Origin of the sequence: Bacillus cereus (assembly GCF_002567495.1) — a bacterium.
In the GTDB taxonomy this organism is placed as follows: domain Bacteria; phylum Bacillota; class Bacilli; order Bacillales; family Bacillaceae_G; genus Bacillus_A; species Bacillus_A cereus_AQ.
The window spans coordinates 102,177-119,683 of the sequence record NZ_NVAP01000010.1 but is presented as its reverse complement, the minus strand read 5'-3'; the positions used below and the strand labels follow the sequence as shown (position 1 = coordinate 119,683).

Below are 17,507 nucleotides of genomic sequence, written 5' to 3'. Positions count from 1 at the left end.
CTCTTTTAAATTTCTACGCTAAAACGCAAAAAAGCACTTGTTGCCTTTAATTGACAATCAAGTGCTTTAAGTTCATATGTTTTTAAGTAGCGTAAATTTGTAAGTTTTGTAGTAACAGTATGACGCCTTTTGTACATCATGACAAATACTATATTAAAACTTACGAGTTTGTACGAGCTTGTTAGTTTAATATACATTCCATGTGTTTATATTTATCGCCCGGTAAAATGTCATCTCGCCTAAGCTCGTACTTTATTTTCTATTCTATCATTGCACATAACACTCTATGATGGTACAACCATCATGGAGTATCTATTTTCAAACACCATATATTTTTCTATCCACTTCAAAAATACATTCTTTTTCATCAATTTTTCTTATGTGCTTTTGTATTTATCGTTTTAGAACCATGAGCTTTATCACTCGCTTATGTTGCTTTACTAACACAAACTCTTAACATATATTTTTAAAATAATAATTATTAAGACCAATTAAACTTCGTCAGACAAAGCATCATCGTAATCCTGTAATTCTTCCATAATTTCTTTTAACCGGTCAATATTATTTATAAATTCGCCGTAAGAAATTTCTTGGTAATCGAAAATCCCTTCACCGTATTCATCACTATCAAATATTTTCACTTCCGCACCTAACTTCAACAAGTTATCAACTAATCCCTTTAAATTTTCCATATCATCAATATCATTTGCATCTGTTTCGGCAAAAAAATCTTTGTTTTCAATTTTATTTTTTATCTCTGTAATTCCTAAACCAGTGTACTTTCTTAATGGTACTACACATTTACTAAATGGACCATTAGAGCTTATTGTAATTGCCATTTTACTCATCTATTATTCTCCTTTCCATTAAAATTCTTCTAAATAATTTGGATTAACAGGTCTACCAGGTGCATTTTTACTATAGCTTCCGCCATGCCAACCCCTTAAATGTTCCCTGCTAGTTACAGGATAAATTAATTCTCCTCTATTACATATATGTGGGTAATTCATAGCATTGTAAGTATGATGTCCAATTATTGATTGCCCATTATATTGAGGTTTTTTTCCTCTTAAAATCTCTTGTATCTGTTCATTAGTCCAATCCCTTGTTGTAGGTTCTCCATCTAAAATCCTTTTCTTTTCTTGCTTCCAAAATTCATTAACCCCTGCAGCTCTTCTTTTTGAAAATCTTTTATCCCATTGATATCTTTTATATTCTTCTTTTGTTACTGTACGATTTTCAATCTTTTCTTTTATTTTTTTCTGCTGACCCCTACTTAAAGATTTGTATGGTGTAAGTTTTGGTGTTAAATCAAGTTCTGCTTTCAGTACCCTTTGGGCAATAATCTCTTCTCCTACTGCTACTTCTTTATTACCCAGAGCTTCACCCGTACCCTTAGTTAAAACAAAAAGCGGTAACTGGGTTACCAATTACCGCTTACTCTTCCTTACTTACAAGTATTCTCCCAATTAAAGTCAAATACTTCTTCAACATCATTTTTCATTAAATTTTGTAATTATACATCAAGCCCATCTGTTACTTTCCCTTCGCTTACTCAAAGCTAGGTAAAATAGTTTATTAAATGTACAATTCTACAAAACTTTTCCTTGTTTCAAAAATCTAACAAAATAAATTAGAACGTAAACAAGTCATAAAAAATTATTCTCCTGGTAAGTGAATATTGATGAATATGTCAGTATCATTTAATTGACTGGAAACTACGTTCAGAAATTTCATTCCATTTTCCGAAACACTATGTTGAAATTTTATATCAATTATTTTTTTCTCAAAGTTGTCTCCATATTCTTTAAAATACTGCTTATCTTCAATATACACTAAGTAATTATTAATTTTTTCTTGTAGTACGTCTAGATGCATGTCTTCATATTCCCAATCTAGATAGTCTATTATTAACAACTTTAGATTTTTACCTTCTACTCCAATTGCATCTATCTGATCCACATCTATAACTGCCATATTTTCTCCTATCCTATATATGTCTATTGCAATAATCTACAATGTACTCATATATATTTTTTTCTTCATTAATAAATCTTCCATATTCGTGTTTTTCTATTAGATTTTTTGCAATACTTTTAGCTTCTTTATACTTTCCTGTATTTATTAATAATAACATATCAACAAGGTTATAATCATAAAGTTGATTTTTATCCGAAGATTTAGAGAAAGAAAGGAAATCTTCAAAACCTTCAAAAGACTCTACAGTCTGCTCCAAATATTCACAGCATTTACCTATTAATTCATTAGCAACATCTCCTAAACTTTCTACATCACCATATTTTACATCATTGTAAAAAGCCTCAAATCCGTCAACTTTGTATGCACCGTTTGCTCGTAATCCAATAGGTTCATTACTATTAGATTCCATATTAAAAACTTCCCAAAAAATATCATCTGTTATATATGGCTTCACATACCCTCTAATTCTAACAATATCATTTTCCACACCAGTCGCACCAATATGCATATATATAAAATATTGTCCTATTTTCTTATAATAAATTCCACCTCTTGATTTTAGTTTATATTTTTTCAATTCTTTTTTTATCGAGGCACTAATCCTCTTATCTAAATCTTTTCTTTTAAGTTTCATATTATATCACTCCCTTATGTTGGGTCTAACGATTTTAACAGCAGTCCCAGGCGGAATCTCGACTCCATTAATAAATATTCCCTTCCCTTCTCCTACAATAACTCCTCCACTTTCAAGTAATTCCACAAATCCATCTCTTTGATTTGAAGTTAGTGGAGCTGTAGCAGAAGATTTATATTCTTCTATTAACAATGCTCCTGTTTTTTTATCATATCCAATTGCATCTACTCTAATTTTTGTTCCGTCCTTAGTTACAATTGTTATCTGTTCTTGAACATCAGTAGCCACTTTCTTAAATTCATTTATTGCTTCTATTTCAAAATCTCTTCCTTGATTCCGTAGTTTCGCCCACTTATCAGAAGCTTCTTTCCAATCTAATCGGTCACGAATATTTTTACCAGATTTAGTATTTCTATTTACATAATCTTGATACTTAGATTCTAATACATCATCAAAAAATTTCCCACTTGAATCAAGTCCAGCGACCTTATTACCAGTATTATCTACTCTTTTACTAGCAAGAGAAGCCTCTACACCCTTAATCTTATCATCTATAATCTTATTACTTTCTGTATGATGCTTATTCACCCAGCTTTGGAAATCTGTACCACCTTGTTTAGATAATAGTAAGCCATTTCCGTCAACTTCAAAACTTGCCGATTTGGCTGTCCTATCATCTATGCTTTTGGCTATTTTTTCGCCAAGTTGATACATCTTTTCATTTCTGGATTTCTCCATTTTAAGGCTTGCTAGTTTCAAACGGTCAAGCATAATAGCTTTATTATCACGCAATGATTGTACCACATTTTTACTCAAATTTGGATTAAAACCAGGTATTCCTTCTTTGAATTTTAATAATTTCGCTAAATCAGCTAATTCACTTGTGCCTTTGAATGCTTTTACTCCTTTTCCTACTGCTCCAACAACTGGGATTGCATCTAATCCGCCAAAAATGATGTTTCCTACCCGCTCTTCTTGGCTCAATTTCCGGTGTGTTCCCCAGTCTTCTCCGTCGATACCGCTTTTTATTTGTACACCTCCGTATACTACTGCGGCAGCGGCCCCGAGTGGTGGACAAAGGATTGTTGTGATGATGATCCCTACGCCTATTCCTATATCTCGCACCATTTCTAGTTTTTTCTGTTCATCTTCTATTGATTTGTATTCAAATCCTCGTGTGGATGGGACTACTTTCTTATATTCTTCATAATTTAATTTTGCATCTGGATTTTGTTTTTTTAGTTCTTTGTATTCCGCTCTCAGTACGTTATCAAATGCAGGTGAATCTTTAAAAATATCTTCTACTGTTATTTTATCTTTCTTCTTCTGTATTGTTTGTGGTACACTTCCGTAGCCCGCATGCGCACCTGGTAATACTGTCGTTGTTGTAGAGCCAATTCGGTTATTTGTTTCAAAACTGAGAATAGATGTATCTCTCATTTTTTGAGCGAATTTATCCATTTCTACTAAAAAAGGTTTATCTATATGTTCAGAGACTATTCGCCCTACTTCTCCGCAATATTTTTGTAATGTCGTATAACTATCAAGTAATTCCCCGATTTTTTGCGATTGATCTTTAGGATTAAAATGTATACTACCATCCGAGTCTAAATCTCGTATTCTTCCATCAATTCTTTTTAATGATTCATTTGCTTCCCGTAATTTCATGAGTGCATCTTTTGTAATTCGATTCATACCATCCCCCATGTTTTGCCATGGTTCAGGTCTATATTTCACATCCATCTCGTTTTCATCCCCCCAGCCGTATGGTGATTTCTACAACTTACTTAATATTTCACGTAATTGTTCATCCTTTTCAAGCATTTCTACACATACATTTCCTACAACTGTCGCTGACCTAGAATAGTGTTCAGCCAATTCTAGTGTTTTGTGTAATATATCAGGATATTTTTCAATTACTCTCATCGCTTCACCTTTTTGATAAAAATCACAGCTTAATAAACTCTCAATATTCGTTCCAATGACGTCTACATGGATTTTATATATATTTTCTAACTTCATTACTATATCAAGTAGTTCTTGAAAATTAACTAATACTTCTTCTCCACCACCAGAACCACTATCTCCCATTGATACTTGCATTATTGAATACCTCCTAACGAGAATTGTCTCGGGTCAATTAACTTTTTATATGGCATTTTTAACACGTCATACAATTTTTTATTTACCGCATAGAGACTCACCCAGTCATATCGATTACGTTCTACATCAATTTGAACGTAATCTTCTCCTTCAGTGAAATATAAGAAACATTCCCATTTTCCTCCTCTATTACTCCGAGGCCTCGTATACGTTTCTATCGCTATAACATCTTTATTTGATAAATCTTTTCCCTCAAATGTTTGTTGTTCTTCTTCTGTCATTCTCTTTGAGAAAAATGTATCTTCTATTTCCCTCGGTTCTCTCAATAAGAAGGGTATGCGTGTTAATAAGGAAAAATATACGTCCGGTTTTGGTATGTAGTCGATCTCGTATTTTTTATTTGGTTCTATTTCTGTTAATACAGCCACTCGATCTTTATCCTCTTTTAAAAAGCCAATTAATACATTATTCATTCTCGTGTATTCATGACAATTTTCATATTCCTTTAATAGCTCAATTATTTGAAAAGCTGCAGGGGTAATTCCATTTTCACTTGTAAGTAGGCCTTTTTCTTTTAAACTCGTAGTTGCTTTCGTGACACATTCTGCATCAAGCAAAATAATTGCGTCACGGTTTGGCAATCCAAATATGTCGGTAACCCCAGCTGCACCTGCGAGAACATATAATTCAGCAGGTGCAAAACTCATTTCTTTCCCCATTCTTTTATCCCTCGTTTCTCCATCACAGTTGTTTTATCGCCCTTACTTCCGATCTATCTCCGTACGTTTGAATACTTTTATCTAACTCTTTCAAAGCTTTCGTATGTCCTTCAAATGCCTCTACCATTTCTGAATTATATTGAATGATCAAATCAAGATAACTTAAAAAAGCATCTCTCGTTTTTCCATTCCATTTCGCACCTGTGACATATGCTTTTAAATCTTTCGCTTGGTTTAAAGAATCCTTCATACCATTTTCAATGTTTTGTGCGTAAGAAATGGCACTTGCAGTGTTACTTCCTATAATTTCAACCTCTTTACCACTCATGTTGGTTCCCTCCATTCTTTGTATGCTTAATGGATGAAGTTTTCAAATTCCTTTTTCTTTTCTTCAAAAGCCTTGGTCGCTGCAGCGTATGCTGACGCTTTCTCCGATTCTGCTTTCGCTTTATATTCCAAATACTTTGCATAAGCTGTACTTTTTGCAGATCCAATATCGCTTAATGCACTTTTAAAATAGGATAATACTGTATTTAAGTCTTCATCCTTTTCATGACGTTTTTGTTCAAATTCAACTGCCGGAATTTTATTAGCTTCTAAGCCATTACTTTTACTCTCATACTCTCTCTTCGCTGATTCAGCCTCTTGAATGAATTGCTTTAACTCTCTTTCTTTATCTTTTAAATAATCATGTAAATCATCATACCGATCTCGTTTCCTCGCACTTTCTGTAAAACCAGACGCATTTAAAAAAGCATTGTACAATTCATCTAACATCTTTCTCCCCCTTTAGCACAATAACTATGTAGTTAAATTTGTATATTTAAACATGAATTTTCATTACATTAAGAATTAACAAATAATTATTTTTACATATTGCTATTTTATCAAAGGGATTTTAACATTTCCATATTTTATGAATGGCTTTCGCATTTTTCTTCAATAAAGTGAAACTTTAATCAATATGACTATGTATTTATTACTACCTTTTATCCAATTCATTCGTATTAAATCCTTGCTTGAGAGTAAGACCAATTCTTTCTTATTTCATCAACAACTATTTCTGGATAATCCCAATGAAGCGTACGAGTAGACTCCCGGATTCGTTATACTATTCCTTAGGATGTTTTATTTCTATATTCATTCCAATATTTTGGCTCAGTCGCTCTTAAAAGAACGATAGAAAAAGGATCTGATATGAATATCAGATCCTCAACTTTAATTTCTTAATACATACATCTTTTTACACGATAACTGGTTCATACGTGCTCAAATTATCATACTCAGTTTTTACAATACTAGGCGGAAGGTTAACACATCCTCAGATTCACCTTTTCCTATAGCAGTGCATAATGTTTAATAAAATTAAAGCATATTTTTACTTACCAGACTTAATTTTTTCGTTATATTCTTCTAAAGTTAACCCTTTTTCTTTTAGATAAACAGCAACTTCTTTTCCTACATAACGATAGTGCCATGGCTCATACTTAATGCCAGTAATATTCTCTTTATCTTTTGGATAGCGGAGAGTAAATCCATACTCTGCAGCATTCTTATCTAACCATTTGAATGCATCGGTAGTTTCAAATTTTGCATTTAAATCTTCTACAGTATTCTGCCATTCAACTGAAATAATGTCTAACGCTAATCCAGTATGATGTTCACTTGCACCAGGATACTGAAGATATTCCAACGCCTTAGCACTAGCCTCTTTATCCGACAAGCCTTGAGATTTATAGCTTTTAACTGAAGCATCATAATAGGTTTGTTGTAATTTTATAGCTCGATAACCTGATCTTAAATAAAGATTGATTCCCTCTTTTTTTGCAGCTGCTACCATATCCTGATAGGAAGTTGCAATTCTACTATCTATTTTCATATTCGGCTTAGCATTTTGGGTAATACTTGTTAATTCAATTCCTAGTTCCTTTGATAACATATGCTCTCTATTTACAAGGATAATTCTCCAATCATTAGGATCAGAGATAGGTAAAACATCTTTTTTATTCGCATGTATCTCTTTTTTATTTTTATCGTTATTATTAGTAGTTTCCTGAGATGTTTGCTTTCCACTACAAGCAGCAAGACTCCATCCCATTGCCAATACCAATGCTAAAATTATAAATTTTTTAATTGTATCTCATTCCCTTTTTGTTTATTAGTCTTTATACCAATTTCCCAACACGTCTCTAGGAATCTCCTTAAAATCCTTCAAAGAAACGGGGCCGACAAATTTTTTAATTCCATGTTTTTTAGAATCTTCATCCGAGTAATCTTTTAAGAATTGAATTTTAAATTGTTTCTTACCATCAGCATAGTCGGTTACTGTCGGTACGATTGCCGCTTGTCGTATACCAAAAGTTTTATCTTCATACTTAACAAATTGTACATAAGATAATCCTCCAACTAATGTTTCTAATTTTTCTTGCGCAGAAATAAGATTTCCAAGAGAATAATAGATTAGCGTTTCATGTCCATCTTTATTTTTTTTCCACTCAATTGGTTGAATTACATGTGGGTGATTTCCAATTACTACATCTACACCTAAATCTGTTAAATATTGAGCAACTTCTTTTTGTTGCTTTGAAGGTGTAGATGTATATTCTACTCCCCAATGCACCATAACAATCACCATATCAGAGCTACTCTTTGCCTTTTCCACATCATTTTGTATCGCTTTTTTATCAATTAAATTTAAAGCCCAAGACTTATCAGCCGGAATTTTAATTCCATTCGTACCATATGTATAATTTAGTAACGCAAAGCGAATACCATTTTTTGTAATCGTTTTTATTTCATTACGCTCGTTTTGACTCTCATTAATGCCTACTGGGATAACATCCGGATATTTCTTCCAGTATTCTCTTGTATTCGCAACACCTTTAATACCCATATCCATAGCATGATTTGTCGCTTGAGTCACTATATTGAATCCAGTGTCCACTAAAGATTGTCCTACTTCTTCAGGTGTATTGAAAGTCGGATATCCCTGTACTTTTAGATTATTTCCTGCAATTGGAGTCTCCTGGTTCACGATAGCAAGATCACTTGATTTAACAGCTTTTTTGATATTTTCATAAATATAGTTATAATCATATGAACCGTCTTTTTGTTTGCCATCTTTAATTACTGCGTCATGATATAAATTATCACCCGTTGCTATTAAATTCACAACCGATTTTACTTTTTTATCTTCCGTAAAATTAGGAGACTGTTGGATAGGACTCTTCTCTACCCAATTTGGTGCTTTTAATGATGTATCTATATTAGATTCAGCCGGTGGTAATGAAGCTTTAGATGTCTTAACATCTGTATTACCACAAGCAGTTAAAAGCACTAAAAAAATAAGACATAATAAAAAAAACTTTTTACTTCTCTGTAAAGTATCTAACATGTGATCCTCTTTTCTGTTTTATTACTTATAACCAGTTCTAACAAATCATTCTTTAAAACAACGTATTTTGGTTTTACCCTTAATTATGGAAGGACACTCTGTTACATTTACTTCGGAATATACAGATAATCATTTTCCATTCTCTAGCAATCTATCAATTCCATCAGAATTGATAGATTGCTAGAAAAACATGATCCATCAGGATGTCGACTAGTTTCATATACCTGTTCCAATTGCAGTAACTCGTTTAATCTAAACAAGATAGAAGAATAGTTCATATAGCCTCTTCTCTTGCTTTACGTTTGTAGTGGCTCCAAAAAGAGGGGATCGTTGCTGTACCCCCTTTAAATATTATGGAATCTTTGTAACTAATTTCTTTACGTTAAGCGACAAACATTATACCGATAACAATAAGTAAGACCCAAGAACTTATTTTACCAATATACGAAAAAAGTAGCAATCTTTTGACCCATATAAAGAAGCCAATTAGGAGAAATGAAAGGGAGATTCATTTTAATTAATTCCTTCCTTCATTGATTAATAAAAAAACAAGCCACCCAGCTATTGGATGGCTCTATACGATAAAGAGAATTTGTTATTGGATTACTTCAATTTCCCTTCAAAAACAATCTTCCTACCGCACGGCTCAACTACTGTTTTACCGTCTTTCTTTACTTCATGAAAGATCGGCTCTTCCATACGACGAGACGGAGCGTAGCCTTCTTGTTCCATACGTGCTAAGCAGTCTGTAATTGTTTCATTTTCAAGTACTTCAAATTTCTTTTTATTAGGTTGTTTTGTCATGCCCTAACCTGCTTTCTATTTTTCTTGATGCGAATTGATTCTTCATGTAGACCATATATAACATTGCTAGAATTCCCATTATAATCATAACCGCAATAAAAAAGCTTGTATACTGTATTTTTTCTATAAATACGCCGCCTAATACAGGCCCCATAATACTTCCTAAACTAAAAGCGATTCCGGATAATATATTACCTGCCGGTAGTAAGTGTCTCGGTAATAAATCAGTCATAAATCCAAGCCCTAAAGAGAAACACGATCCAATAACCATACCCGCTAAAAGCATGCAGGCAAAGACGATCCAGTAATATTGATCAAATACGGCGGCAAGTAGAAAAATGCCCGTACTTATGCTAAACGTCCACGTTAATATACGATCCCTTCCGTATTTATCACTCAATATACCGAGCGGAATTTGTGTAATAATACCCCCAACTGCAAATGCTGGTAATAAGAAGGATACATCTGAAACAGACCACCCTTTACGAAGCGCGTATACTGGTAAGTTACTATTTAACATCGCCTCAAGTACGCCATATGCAAGTGGTCCTAGTAACGCAATCCATCCTAATCCAACAACTTGTCTATAACGAGAAAATGATGATTCACTCTTCACTTCTCTTTCATCTTGCGCTGGGAATGCATTTTTTGTTGGAAGTAGTAAAAGCCAACCTATTAAACAAAGTATAGTAGATATAATAAATGGTGTTGCAAGACCGTACTGCACAGTGCTTGCTAAATACGGACCAACAGCAAAACCAATTCCGAAGAATACACCGTATATCGATACTTGTCTCCCTATTTTACTTGGGTCTGATGTTGTCGTGATCCACGTTTGCGTTCCGACATGCAGCATATGATCTCCGACTCCAACTAGAAATCTAAGGATAAACCATACCCAAAACGAAAATGTTTGTGTAAAAAAGAATAATGAAATAATAACGAGAAACCCACCTATAACGATAATTGGCTTCATTCCAAACCTTTGTATCGGTTTTTCAAGAAACGGCGAAATAACTAATATCCCAATGTATAATGCCGTTGCATGAATACCGTTAATACTTGAACTAACCCCTTCTTGTTCAAAAATCATTGCAATGGCAGGTAAGAGCATTCCTTGTGATAAACCAGAAATTGCTACAATCCCAACCATAATCCAAAATGTAAAACGCATTGACATCCTTTGTCCCTCTCCTTCTCACGCTTCCACTTTTCATTATAAACTGTTTCTTCAAATGCGTGTACGAATATTCGCAATAAAAAAGAAGCTAAAAGAATGAACCTTTTAGCTTCCTATCCTTCCCAAACTTGTGCTTTCACATTGTTATGAAAGTGCTTGAAATATGGATTTTCATAAAATGATGGTCCATATAAGTAATGTTGCATGTGAGCTGCTAGTGGCTGCTGCATTTGTAAAGGAACTACAGCTGGTAAAACTTGCATATACATCGGGTCTATCATTATTTTTTTGTATATTTGATGATCATATGGCGAATAAGCGATTAAGGATGGTTTATGCATTGATAATCTCCCCTTTTACATACAAATGTTATAGTATATGCAACACTTTTCATTTTGGGGATTCTTTCTATTCTAACCAATCTTCTACATGTTTTATAAATACATCTAAACAATCAATAAACGGTGAGTGTCCGCAATCTTCTAATACCTTCAACTCTGCATTTGGCAAATGTTTCGCTAATTCCTCACCGACTACTTGCGGTACCACATAATCCCTATCACCTTGTATAACGAGTGTCGGCGCTTTAATACGATGAATTTGCTTACTTCCCTCTACAACCCCATTATGTTCATCCGAAATATTAAATGTGATGAGCGCATAATTCACATCTACGAAATTACGCTGCGTTAACATATCATCTAAATACTTTTCATAACGGTCCGGTTCAGGTTGATTATGTGTATATATTAATAGATTCCATACTGTACGGTAATATAGTTTGTTCATATTTTTTATCGCGTCTAATACTGGAGCGATTTGTACTGGATCTTGCGCAATTTCTTCTTTCGTCTTTACTAAACTTGATACAATCGGCTGCCCATTCGTGTCTTTTTTAAAGATTGGGTATCCTTTCATTCCTACTGATTCTACTAAAATTAACTTTTCTACAAAAGTTGGGTGGTTCACTGTAAATTGCATCGCAACACCACCGCCCATTGACCAGCCCATTAATGAGAATTTCTCTAATTTTAATTCGTCGATAAATAATTTTACATCTTCTGCAAAATCTTGTAATGAATCTATCGACTGATTATATGTTGATTGTCCAAATCCTCTTAAATCAAGAGCGTAAATATGATATTGATCTTGCAATTTTTCAATAACTAAATCCCAGTGTTGTGACGATGTCATGTTCCCGTGAATAAGTACAAGAATTTCTGTATTTCGCCTTCCAACTTCCTGATACGCAATCGTTTCTCCGTTCGATAGTGAAACAAACTCCATTGTTGCAGGCTTAATCATCACAAGTTCCTCCATTCTTTTTAATAGAAAGAAAATTCTTTACTTAATTAAAGGATAGCATACAGAATATACGTTCGCAACATAAAACCTATACGAAATTTTTACATAAATCAACATGTCTATTACTAGACAATTATAATAAAAAAGTATATAGTTAGCTAGGTAACTAATTTGAAAGGATCAAAACACATGGACGAAAAACAACATTTTTTTCATATCGTCAGCCAGACTTCTCGAAAGTTTACGAAGAAATTTAATGAGCGTGTATCTCCAACTGGGTTATTTAGTGCGCAGTGGGCTGTTATTTTCCGCATTAATCAAACTGGTTCTTGTACCCAAACAGAATTATGCCAATATTTAAATGTTGAATCACCAACGATGACTCGTACGTTAACACGTATGGAAACGATGGGATGGATTATTCGTACAGAAGGTAAAGATCGCCGCGAGAAGCTCATTTCTTTATCCGAAACAGCGATAAAGATGGTTCCAGTATGGCAAGAAGAAGTTGATACTTTCGAAGAAAAAACGCTAGAAGGTATTAACGAAGATGATTTACATCAAGCATTTCAAATGTTACAACAAATTATTAAAAATTTAGATTAAATTGGAGGGATGACGATGCAAAGTGAGAAACTTTGGACGAAGGATTTCCTCGGAACTTGTTTTAGTAGTCTATTTCTCTTCTTAACATTTTACATGCTTATGACTACTCTGCCTGTCTATGTAATAGACGGCCTAAAAGGAAAACCTGAGGAAATTGGTTTAGTTGCAACTGTGTTTCTTATTTCTTCTGTTTTATGTAGACCATTCACAGGAAAATGGCTCGATGATTTAGGAAGAAAGAAAATATTATTTATTTCACTTTCATTATTTTTAGCCGCTACTGTTATGTATTTCGGTGCGCAAAGTTTATTTTTATTACTTGCCCTTCGCTTCTTACACGGTATTGGGTTCGGAATGGCAACGACAGCTACTGGTACGATTGTAACTGATGTTGCACCTGCTCATAGACGAGGCGAAGCACTTGCATATTTCGGCGTATTTATGAGTCTGCCGATGGTAATTGGTCCTTTTTTAGGTTTAACAATTATTTCTCATTTTTCATTTACTGTGTTATTTATCGTTTGTTCCGTATTTTCATTACTTGCATTTTTATTAGGACTACTTGTAGATATTCCGCACGAAGCACCTGTGAGCAAACAAAAACGTGAAAAAATGAAATGGAAAGACTTAATTGAACCATCTTCTATTCCGATTGCACTTACAGGGTTTGTTTTAGCCTTTTCTTATAGTGGTATTTTATCCTTTATTCCTATTTATGCAAAAGAAATTGGTTTAAGTGAAATTGCAAGTTACTTCTTTATTGTATACGCACTTGTTGTTGTAATTTCTCGTCCATTTACAGGAAAGATTTTTGATCGCTTCGGTGAAAATGTACTTGTTTACCCTGCTATCATTATTTTCACAATCGGAATGTTCATATTAAGCCAAGCACAAACTTCATTTTGGTTCCTTGGCGCAGGCATGCTAATCGGTTTAGGTTACGGAACATTAATTCCAAGTTTCCAAACAATTGCGATTTCTGCTGCTCCAAACCATCGACGTGGCTCTGCGACAGCTACGTACTTCTCATTCTTTGATAGTGGTATTGGCTTTGGTTCTTTCATTTTAGGTATTGTCGCAGCGAAATCCAGTTATCATAATATGTATTTTATCGCAGCTATTATCGTTGCGTTCACTTTACTTTTATATTACGGATTACACGGACGAAAACAAAAATTCAAGAAACAATCTACAGACGGACAAATTTCCGCTTAACATGAATAAGGAAAGTAAACTTCCCCGTTTACTTTCCTTATTTTGTATTTCTTTCAATAGAAGCGTATACTTGTAATAGATATACAAGGAGGGACATATATGAAATTTAAAAAATCTCCCCTACTCTTACTTATACTAACATTTATATTTGTAATTACAGGGCTTGGATTTACTTACTTCAAACAAAATAAAACACCCCCATCAAAACATAATGTGACGAAAGAAAACTGGTTAAATGACCCTTACTTACGTTGGTCGTACACACATATGAAAGAGTTCACTTTAGTTAACGAGATAAATAATAACCCTAATCAAATTTTCCATTTCCCTACTGCATTGCAAAACTTAGACGATTTTGCTGTGGAGCGTAGATTCGGAAATACAACTCCTCTAAAAAAACTGTTAGACGATAACAAAACAGATGCCTTTGTCGTTGTACATAATGGTCAACTTGTTTATGAAAGATATTTCAATGGATATAACGAGAGTAAACCTCATGGTATGGCATCATTAGCAAAAGTATTTACCGGAGCAATTATACAATCTCTCGCTGAAGAAAATCGTATTGATGTAGAGAAAACAGCTAACACTTACATAAAAGAATTAAAAAACACACCATTCGGAAAAGCTACACTTCAGCAATTAATGGACATGCAAGTTTCTGTAGAATACCCTACTCACGGATATGAACATCCAGCATTAGAAAATCAAGATGCACAACTATATTTAGCTAGCAATATTTTACCTCGAGGTAAAAACTACGACGGTCCGATGAAAATTTACGATATGTTACAAGAAGCAGAAGAAACTGCACCACCTGGTTCCGATTTTTCTTACGATAACGGATCAGCGGAAACACTTGCTTGGGTGATTCGAACTATCACCGGTAAATCATTAGCTGAAAATGTTAGCGAACGAATTTGGTCTCAAATTGGTATGGAAGAAAACGCGTATTACGTTACAGATGAAACGAAAATAGAACAAGCAAGCGCTGGCTTAAATGCAACTGCTAGAGATATGGCGAGATTCGGACAATTGCTACTAAATAACGGGGAATATAACGGAAAGCAAATCATCCCTTCTTCTATTACAAAAAGTGTAAAAAATGTACAAGAAGGTGAACTTGAAATTGCTAGTGGCGCTTCTATTTCTTATCATAATCAATGGTGGATTCCGCACAATGAACAAGATGCTTTTGAAGTGTTAGGTAGTTACGGACAAACTCTTTACATCGATCCGACAGCAAATATGATCATTGTCCACTTCTCTTCTAACGCTACACCAAGTAATGAAATCCATTCAATTTACTCAAATATGTATATTGATATTGCACATCATTTAGAGAAGCTTCCACAGTAGTGGAAGCTTTTTCTTGTTGGGGATAAAAATACTACCGCTACTTCAAAGGTTTGAGTATCCAAAATTGTAATTAAGCCTGAATTGACTAAAGCCGAAAGCAATTAGAGAATGCTCATCCCCTAACTTGCTTTCGGCTTTCATTTTAAAATTTAATTGAAAAATTTTTTCTTATTATTTTTGATGTAGTGTACGACTATTACAAAGTAAATAACAGCTATGAGATTAATTATGCTTAATGTTAGACCTGATAAATTGGACCAAGGCAGTACAAAAAGCCAAAATACTACTAAAATTGAACTCACTACATATAACCATTTGAATTGATCTGTCATTTTTAATTCCCCCATTTTTCCTTCTTTAATGATTTTGTCTTTCAAGAAATCATCCCCTTTAATTAATTCGTCAATGCTAATATTGAATAAATCACTTAATGCAATAAGTGTTTCAATATTTGGATAGCCTTTTTCAAGCTCCCATTTAGAAATTGATTGTCTGCTAATGTTTAATTTAAGAGCTAGTTCTTCTTGTGATAAGTTATGCTTTAAACGTTCTTCTTTTAGCTTTTTATAGAACTCCATAATTTCAACTCCTATAACTTTATTTTTACTATAGATTATAAAAATTCGTAAGAATCGAGAAGTAGCATGATGTAACCTAAGAGTAGCAATGTTTGAAACAGATGGTTGCACTATACTTCAACACACAATGAAATAACGGTTCAACAAATAAAAACAACCGGAACAAATATCTGAATTTTCTATATATTAAAGGGTATTATTCAAACAACCTCGAATAATTGTAATACATAAGGAGGTTGATCTATTTTGTTTCGTTCTTTTACAAATGGTTGCGTCGCCTTAGTGCAACGTTTCTTGCCAGAGCCGTTTATTTTATCATGTTTATTAACTGTTTTTGTTATCTTCTTCGGCATGTTTGCGACTCACCAAACACCTGTGGAAATGATTAATCATTGGGGTAATGGAATTTGGGGACTTCTCGCCTTTTCTATGCAAATGGCACTTGTACTCGTGACAGGATCTGCTTTAGCAAATGCTCCCCTCATTAAAAAAGGATTAACGAAAGCGGCAAAACTACCGAAAACGAATGGACAAGGTATTATTGCCATTTCAATCGTAAGTCTACTAGGGGCATACATAAACTGGGGATTTGGTATTGTTGTATCTGTTTTATATGCAAAAGAAGTGGCAAGGCAGCTTGAAGGATTAGATTATAGACTTGCAATTGCTTCTTCTTACTCTGGATTTCTCATTTGGCATGCGGGACTTTCTGCTTCTATTCCTCTTACATTAGCAACTGGCGGGGAAACGTTAATTAAAACGACAGCTGGCAGTATTAAAGAAGCCATTCCAATAACAGAAACGTTATTCTCACCATACGCACTCGTTCCAGTTATTATTTTTCTCGTTACGATGCCTCTCATTAATAAAGCGATGCATCCAGATGAAAAACATACGATAACTGTAGATCCTAGCGTATTCCATGAAGAAGTTGCCGCTCAAGAAGTAGGTAACAATACATTTGCCGAAAAAATGGAAAATAGCATCATTATTACACTTTGCGTTGGATTGTTAGGTCTCATTTATATTTTCAATTACTTTTATACGAAAGGTTTTAACCTTACTCTCGATATCGTGATTTTTATGTTATTAATTGCAGGTCTTATTTTCCACCGTACTCCGATTCAATATATTCGTGCTTTTTCAGACTCTACGAAAAGTGCTTCTGGTATTTTACTTCAATTTCCGTTTTACGCAGGAATTATGGGGATGATGATTGGAGCAAATAGTGAAGGCCTTTCACTTGGAGGAGCTATTTCGAATTTCTTTATTAGCATTTCAAACGAAACGACTTTCCCGCTCTTTACTTTTTTAAGTGCTGGCATCGTTAATATTTTCGTTCCATCTGGTGGTGGTCAATGGGCTGTGCAAGCACCAATTATGATTCCAGCTGGTGCTGAACTTGGCGTACCTGCTGCAAAAACAGCAATGGCCATTGCGTGGGGCGATGCTTGGACGAATTTGATTCAACCATTCTGGGCATTACCCGCATTAGCGATAGCCGGTTTAGGCGCTCGTGATATTATGGGATTTTGCGTTGTGAACTTACTATATGCAGGATTCATCATTAGTCTATGTTTCTTATTTATTTAAACGAAAAGCTAGTTTTATACTAGCTTTTTTACATAAT

At 34.1% G+C, this 17,507-nt stretch carries 20 protein-coding genes; 4 read left to right on the top strand and 16 right to left on the bottom strand.

The window, feature by feature from the left end:
• Positions 1–491: 491 nt before the first annotated feature.
• The 15 genes from COK05_RS05475 to phaZ form a co-directional block, all read right to left on the bottom strand.
• Positions 492–848: a hypothetical protein gene (locus COK05_RS05475; protein WP_000041340.1), complete on the bottom strand. Its 357-nt coding sequence runs from the start codon at positions 846–848 to the stop codon at positions 492–494.
• Between the two features lie 18 nt (positions 849–866).
• Positions 867–1,430 (bottom strand): hypothetical protein, encoded by a 564-nt coding sequence (locus COK05_RS05470; RefSeq protein WP_255290303.1) that lies wholly within the window; start codon positions 1,428–1,430, stop codon positions 867–869.
• Between the two features lie 229 nt (positions 1,431–1,659).
• Positions 1,660–1,977 carry a DUF6572 domain-containing protein gene (locus COK05_RS05465; RefSeq protein WP_098611760.1) on the bottom strand — a complete coding sequence of 106 codons (318 nt, stop codon included), beginning with the start codon at positions 1,975–1,977 and terminating at the stop codon, positions 1,660–1,662.
• A gap of 13 nt (positions 1,978–1,990) precedes the next feature.
• Positions 1,991–2,614, bottom strand: a complete 624-nt coding sequence (locus COK05_RS05460; protein WP_098611759.1) for a hypothetical protein — start codon at positions 2,612–2,614, stop codon at positions 1,991–1,993.
• Positions 2,615–2,620: 6 nt separating this feature from the next.
• A complete protein-coding gene (locus COK05_RS05455; protein WP_098611758.1) occupies positions 2,621–4,357 on the bottom strand; it encodes a hypothetical protein in 1,737 nt (578 codons plus the stop codon).
• 33 nt (positions 4,358–4,390) lie between these two features.
• Positions 4,391–4,717 (bottom strand): hypothetical protein, encoded by a 327-nt coding sequence (locus COK05_RS05450; protein WP_001198201.1) that lies wholly within the window; start codon positions 4,715–4,717, stop codon positions 4,391–4,393.
• Positions 4,717–5,436 (bottom strand): DUF5081 family protein, encoded by a 720-nt coding sequence (locus COK05_RS05445; RefSeq protein WP_098611757.1) that lies wholly within the window; start codon positions 5,434–5,436, stop codon positions 4,717–4,719. Before COK05_RS05445 ends, COK05_RS05450 begins: the two co-directional genes overlap by 1 nt.
• A 22-nt stretch (positions 5,437–5,458) precedes the next feature.
• The gene (locus COK05_RS05440; protein ID WP_000014538.1) at positions 5,459–5,764 is read right to left on the bottom strand and encodes a WXG100 family type VII secretion target; all 306 of its coding nucleotides are present in this window, start codon (positions 5,762–5,764) and stop codon (positions 5,459–5,461) included.
• 26 nt (positions 5,765–5,790) lie between these two features.
• Entirely contained in the window at positions 5,791–6,213 is a 423-nt protein-coding gene (locus COK05_RS05435; RefSeq protein ID WP_000883462.1) for a hypothetical protein, read from the bottom strand.
• 601 nt (positions 6,214–6,814) lie between these two features.
• Positions 6,815–7,546 (bottom strand): M15 family metallopeptidase, encoded by a 732-nt coding sequence (locus COK05_RS05430; RefSeq protein WP_000241993.1) that lies wholly within the window; start codon positions 7,544–7,546, stop codon positions 6,815–6,817.
• 48 nt (positions 7,547–7,594) lie between these two features.
• Positions 7,595–8,830 (bottom strand): CapA family protein, encoded by a 1,236-nt coding sequence (locus tag COK05_RS05425; protein ID WP_098611756.1) that lies wholly within the window; start codon positions 8,828–8,830, stop codon positions 7,595–7,597.
• A 603-nt stretch (positions 8,831–9,433) separates the two neighbouring features.
• On the bottom strand, positions 9,434–9,634 hold the full coding sequence (locus COK05_RS05420; protein WP_000166303.1) for an NETI motif-containing protein: 201 nt from the start codon (positions 9,632–9,634) through the stop codon (positions 9,434–9,436).
• Positions 9,618–10,814, bottom strand: coding sequence for an MFS transporter (locus tag COK05_RS05415; RefSeq protein ID WP_098611755.1), 1,197 nt, complete (start codon positions 10,812–10,814; stop codon positions 9,618–9,620). Before COK05_RS05415 ends, COK05_RS05420 begins: the two co-directional genes overlap by 17 nt.
• 113 nt (positions 10,815–10,927) lie before the next feature.
• Positions 10,928–11,155, bottom strand: coding sequence for a hypothetical protein (locus tag COK05_RS05410; protein ID WP_016080942.1), 228 nt, complete (start codon positions 11,153–11,155; stop codon positions 10,928–10,930).
• 67 nt (positions 11,156–11,222) lie between these two features.
• Positions 11,223–12,119: an intracellular short-chain-length polyhydroxyalkanoate depolymerase gene (gene phaZ / locus COK05_RS05405; protein WP_098611754.1), complete on the bottom strand. Its 897-nt coding sequence runs from the start codon at positions 12,117–12,119 to the stop codon at positions 11,223–11,225.
• A 189-nt stretch (positions 12,120–12,308) separates the two neighbouring features.
• Between phaZ and COK05_RS05400 the strand changes: the two genes are divergently transcribed.
• The 3 genes from COK05_RS05400 (at position 12,309) to COK05_RS05390 (ending at position 15,299) form a co-directional block, all read left to right on the top strand.
• Complete coding sequence (locus COK05_RS05400) at positions 12,309–12,725, top strand: MarR family winged helix-turn-helix transcriptional regulator (RefSeq protein WP_141538905.1); 417 nt, start codon at positions 12,309–12,311, stop codon at positions 12,723–12,725.
• A gap of 15 nt (positions 12,726–12,740) precedes the next feature.
• The gene (locus COK05_RS05395) at positions 12,741–13,940 is read left to right on the top strand and encodes an MFS transporter (RefSeq protein WP_098611752.1); all 1,200 of its coding nucleotides are present in this window, start codon (positions 12,741–12,743) and stop codon (positions 13,938–13,940) included.
• Between the two features lie 99 nt (positions 13,941–14,039).
• Positions 14,040–15,299, top strand: a complete 1,260-nt coding sequence (locus COK05_RS05390; protein ID WP_098611751.1) for a serine hydrolase domain-containing protein — start codon at positions 14,040–14,042, stop codon at positions 15,297–15,299.
• A 149-nt stretch (positions 15,300–15,448) separates the two neighbouring features.
• Here COK05_RS05390 and COK05_RS05385 read toward each other — a convergent pair whose 3' ends face one another.
• Positions 15,449–15,877 (bottom strand): helix-turn-helix domain-containing protein, encoded by a 429-nt coding sequence (locus COK05_RS05385; protein WP_087954897.1) that lies wholly within the window; start codon positions 15,875–15,877, stop codon positions 15,449–15,451.
• Positions 15,878–16,123: 246 nt separating this feature from the next.
• On the opposite strand from COK05_RS05385, the gene COK05_RS05380 reads away from it, so the two are divergent.
• On the top strand, positions 16,124–17,470 hold the full coding sequence (locus COK05_RS05380; RefSeq protein ID WP_098611750.1) for a short-chain fatty acid transporter: 1,347 nt from the start codon (positions 16,124–16,126) through the stop codon (positions 17,468–17,470).
• Positions 17,471–17,507: the final 37 nt, after the last annotated feature.

Excerpts from the sequence above, each read along its gene's own strand:
- COK05_RS05475 (WP_000041340.1), bottom strand. The coding sequence starts at position 848 with ATGAGTAAAATGGCAATTACAATAAGCTCTAATGGTCCATTTAGTAAA.
- COK05_RS05465 (WP_098611760.1), bottom strand. The coding sequence starts at position 1,977 with ATGGCAGTTATAGATGTGGATCAGATAGATGCAATTGGAGTAGAAGGT.
- COK05_RS05460 (WP_098611759.1), bottom strand. The coding sequence starts at position 2,614 with ATGAAACTTAAAAGAAAAGATTTAGATAAGAGGATTAGTGCCTCGATA.
- COK05_RS05455 (WP_098611758.1), bottom strand. The coding sequence starts at position 4,357 with ATGGATGTGAAATATAGACCTGAACCATGGCAAAACATGGGGGATGGT.
- COK05_RS05450 (WP_001198201.1), bottom strand. The coding sequence starts at position 4,717 with ATGCAAGTATCAATGGGAGATAGTGGTTCTGGTGGTGGAGAAGAAGTA.
- COK05_RS05445 (WP_098611757.1), bottom strand. The coding sequence starts at position 5,436 with ATGGGGAAAGAAATGAGTTTTGCACCTGCTGAATTATATGTTCTCGCA.
- COK05_RS05440 (WP_000014538.1), bottom strand. The coding sequence starts at position 5,764 with ATGAGTGGTAAAGAGGTTGAAATTATAGGAAGTAACACTGCAAGTGCC.
- COK05_RS05435 (WP_000883462.1), bottom strand. The coding sequence starts at position 6,213 with ATGTTAGATGAATTGTACAATGCTTTTTTAAATGCGTCTGGTTTTACA.
- COK05_RS05425 (WP_098611756.1), bottom strand. The coding sequence starts at position 8,830 with ATGTTAGATACTTTACAGAGAAGTAAAAAGTTTTTTTTATTATGTCTT.
- COK05_RS05420 (WP_000166303.1), bottom strand. The coding sequence starts at position 9,634 with ATGACAAAACAACCTAATAAAAAGAAATTTGAAGTACTTGAAAATGAA.
- COK05_RS05415 (WP_098611755.1), bottom strand. The coding sequence starts at position 10,814 with ATGTCAATGCGTTTTACATTTTGGATTATGGTTGGGATTGTAGCAATT.
- COK05_RS05410 (WP_016080942.1), bottom strand. The coding sequence starts at position 11,155 with ATGCATAAACCATCCTTAATCGCTTATTCGCCATATGATCATCAAATA.
- phaZ (WP_098611754.1), bottom strand. The coding sequence starts at position 12,119 with ATGATTAAGCCTGCAACAATGGAGTTTGTTTCACTATCGAACGGAGAA.
- COK05_RS05400 (WP_141538905.1), top strand. The coding sequence starts at position 12,309 with ATGGACGAAAAACAACATTTTTTTCATATCGTCAGCCAGACTTCTCGA.
- COK05_RS05395 (WP_098611752.1), top strand. The coding sequence starts at position 12,741 with ATGCAAAGTGAGAAACTTTGGACGAAGGATTTCCTCGGAACTTGTTTT.
- COK05_RS05390 (WP_098611751.1), top strand. The coding sequence starts at position 14,040 with ATGAAATTTAAAAAATCTCCCCTACTCTTACTTATACTAACATTTATA.
- COK05_RS05385 (WP_087954897.1), bottom strand. The coding sequence starts at position 15,877 with ATGGAGTTCTATAAAAAGCTAAAAGAAGAACGTTTAAAGCATAACTTA.